Annotated in this window: 1 protein-coding gene and 1 pseudogene; one reads left to right on the top strand and one right to left on the bottom strand. The window is 73.6% G+C overall.

What is annotated here, in order from left to right; all coding sequences use genetic code 11:
• Positions 1–834: pseudogene (locus tag JHD21_RS21550) on the top strand (hypothetical protein); the annotation flags it as partial.
• Here JHD21_RS21550 and JHD21_RS21545 read toward each other — a convergent pair.
• On the bottom strand, positions 828–3,071 hold the full coding sequence (locus tag JHD21_RS21545; RefSeq protein ID WP_292679567.1) for a SpoIIE family protein phosphatase: 2,244 nt from the start codon (positions 3,069–3,071) through the stop codon (positions 828–830). The pseudogene JHD21_RS21550 and the gene JHD21_RS21545 sit on opposite strands and share 7 nt — an antisense overlap.
• Positions 3,072–3,248: the final 177 nt, after the last annotated feature.

Genomic DNA, 3,248 nt, shown 5'->3' with positions numbered 1-3,248 from the left:
CTCTCCCGGATGCTCGACCCCGACCCCGCCGAGCGCTGGTCCATGGCGGAGGTGGCAGAGGAGCTGAGGGGCGTCCAGGCGCCGGGCATCCCTGTCGCCGAGGAGCCGACGAGGGTCATGGACGCGGCACCCCCGGCGGCCGCCGTCCCCGTGCCGGCGCCGTTGCCACCGCCACCGGCGCCGCCAGCGCGAGAAGAGCCTCCGCCTCCGGAGGACACCGCGCCGCGCCCCGTGCCGGCGGCCGCACCTCCGTCTCGCGACAACCGGGCCGCCTTGGTCGCCGTCCTGGTGCTGCTGTTGGTCGCGGCCGCGGTCGGCGGCTGGTACCTCACCCGTGACCCGTCCTCGTCGACGGCCGAGCCGGGCACCGAGCAGACGCCCGACGACGAGAAGCCGACCCGCACCCGCGATCCGTCCCCGTCAGCGACGGAGTCAGGGCAGCCGTCTGGCGAGCAGACCCAGTCGACGCCCGAGACGACCGAGGAGCCGGAGGCCGAGGACGAGTCGCCCGACACGGGTGCGAGCGACCCCGCCGCGTTCGTCGCCGAGTACTACTCGCTCCTCCCGGAGGACACCGAGACCAGCTGGGCGATGCTCGCCCCCGCGCTCCAGGACGAGGTCGGCCGCGGCTCTTTCGAGGGGTTCTGGGCGAGCGTCCTGGACCTCAGCGTCGACGAGGTCACCGAGGACTCCGGCGGTGTGGTCCTCGCGACCATCACGTACACGACGTCGCGGGGCGAGGAGCAGGAGACGAGGAAGCTCATCGTCGACGAGGCCGACGGCGGCTTCGTCATCTCCGACGACCAGGGTGCCGTCGCGCCACCCGATCAGTAGAGCCTGACGGCCAGCACCGTGGTGTCGTCCTCACCGGAGCCGGACGTCTCGACCACCAGGTCGACGAAGTCCTCGACCCCGAGGTCCCCGACCCGGGGGGCCAGGGCGCTGAGCCGCTCGACGGCGGTCTCGACGTCGGCGTGGCGGCGTTCCACCAGTCCGTCGGTGTAGAAGAGCACCGTCACGTCCGGACCCACGTCGAGGACCGTGGACTCGGCGCGGCCCTCGCCCAGCCCGAGCAGCGGACGGCCGGTGGCGACCGTCTCGGTCACGTCGGAGCCCGCGAACACCATGGCCGGGGGGTGGCCGGCCGAGCAGATCTCCAGCCGCCGGCTCCCGGCGTCCCACACCGCGATGACGGCGGTGGCGACCTGGTCGGGCAGCAGGCTCACCATCAGCAGGTCGAGCCTGTCCAGTGCCTGCGCCGGCCCGGCGCCACCCATCAGGTAGGCCCGCAGCGCCGCGCGTACCTGGGTCATCGCCCCCACGACCGAGACGCCGTGGCCGGCCGTGTCGCCGACGACGAAGGCGACCCGCCCGTCGTCGAGGCTGACCGCGTCCCACCAGTCGCCGCCGAGCTGGTACGTCGTGGCGGGGACGTAGCGGACCGCGATGTCCATCCCCTCGAAGCGCGGCACCTCGCTGGGCAGGACCGTGCGCAGCAGCGACTCCGCGACCTCGATCTGGTCCCTCGAGCGGCGCAGCATCAGGGCGTTCATGTGGGTGCGCAGCCGGGTGGCCACCTCGAGCTCCCAGGCCTGCCAGGGGGCGCTGCGTCCGCTGCGCACCTCACGCCAGCGCTCGAAGGAGAGCCGCGGCGACAGCCGGACCCCCTCACCCTCGGTCTCCTCGAGGCGCTTGTTGGTCGGGTCGCCGCCCCAGTCGACGACCTGGGGCAGCTCGGGTCGCAGCCACAGCAGCCAGGAGTCGGCGTGCGAGGCGATCCCGAGCACGCCCGCAGCGGTCCTCGACAGGTCCGGCACGACCGGCAGCAGCGCCGCGGCGTGGTCGGTCGCGACCGGCTGGCCGTAGGGGTCGCTGAGCAGTCCGTCCGCCAGCCGGTCGAGGGTCTCCGCGTCGGGGACGGTGCCGGCGGTGAGGAAGTGACCGCGCGAGCGGAGCGCCGCGCCCGAGGCCCCGACCAGGTCGAGCAGCTCGGGGTCCTCCATCATCGTGCGCAGCGGCGACTCGCCGGACGCGTCGATCCGGCCCATGATCCGGGCGAGGGTCGCCTGCGCGCTGAGCGCCGCCTCCCGGACGTCGGCCTGCTCCCGCTGGCCGATCTGCTGCGAGGCCACCTGGCCGAGGAACTCGGCGGCGGCCCGCGCGTCCTGGCTCGGCCGGTGCGGCCCGCGGTAGTGGTGGCAGGCGATCAGCCCCCACAGCTCGCCGTCGACGACGAGCGAGACCGACATCGACGCCCGCACGCCCATGTTGGCGAGGTACTCCAGGTGGATCGGCGACACGCTGCGCAACGTGGCGTACGTCAGGTCCAGCGGCGCGCCGGTCCCCGGGTCGAGCACCGGGGACAGGTGCACGGGCTCGTAGCCGACGTCCGCGATCAGCCGGGTCCAGTTCAGCGTGTAGAGCCGTCTCGCCTGCGCCGGGATGTCGGAGGCCGGGTAGTGCAGGCCGAGGAACGAGTTGAGGTCGTCGCGCTTGTCCTCGGCGACCACCTCACCGTTCCAGTCGGCGTCGAAGCGGTAGACCATCACCCGGTCGTACTCGGTCAGCTTGCGGACCTCCCGGACCAGCTGCGTGACCAGCTGCTCGATGGAGTGCCCGGACGACAGGCGGGCCATCGCGGCGCGCGCCGACTGGTAGGTCATCAGTGTCGACCGCGGCCTCCCGAGCGACTCCAGCTCGACCACGAGCCGCTCCCCCGACTCGTGCAGCCGGACGTCGATCTCCTGCCCGGCCAGCGCGCCGTCCCGGTCGCGCGGCAGCGTCAGGATCAGCGGCTCCCCAGGGGCCCACTCCCGCACCCGCGTGGTGATCTCGACCGCGGCCTCCGACCCGACGAACGCCGAGAGCGGTCGCCCCAGTCCGGCGTCCGGGGCGACGCCGAGCAGCTCCTCGGTGTTGGCCGAGACCATGACCGCGGTCATCGTGGCCGGGTCCAGGGCGAGCAGCACGCCGTGCGGCTGGATCGCGCCCGGCACGTGGATCGGCTCGCGGTCGCAGGTGGTGAGGTCGGCCTCCTCGTACCCGGGGGTGTGGGAGGCCGCGGAGGTCACGCGGGGACCCTAATGCGGGTACCGGAAGGGTCAGCCACGACCCGAAGGAGGCACCCCCATGACCACCGCAGGCGACGCCCGACCCGACCCGCACAACGACCCCGAGCCGCACGAGACCGACGCCCTGCCGCTGGAGGAGGACATCGACCCGGCGAAGGTCGACGAGCAGCTGGCCAC

The organism is Nocardioides sp., assembly GCF_016462705.1.
Lineage (GTDB): Bacteria > Actinomycetota > Actinomycetes > Propionibacteriales > Nocardioidaceae > Nocardioides.
This window is presented reverse-complemented; position numbering and strand designations above follow the sequence as displayed.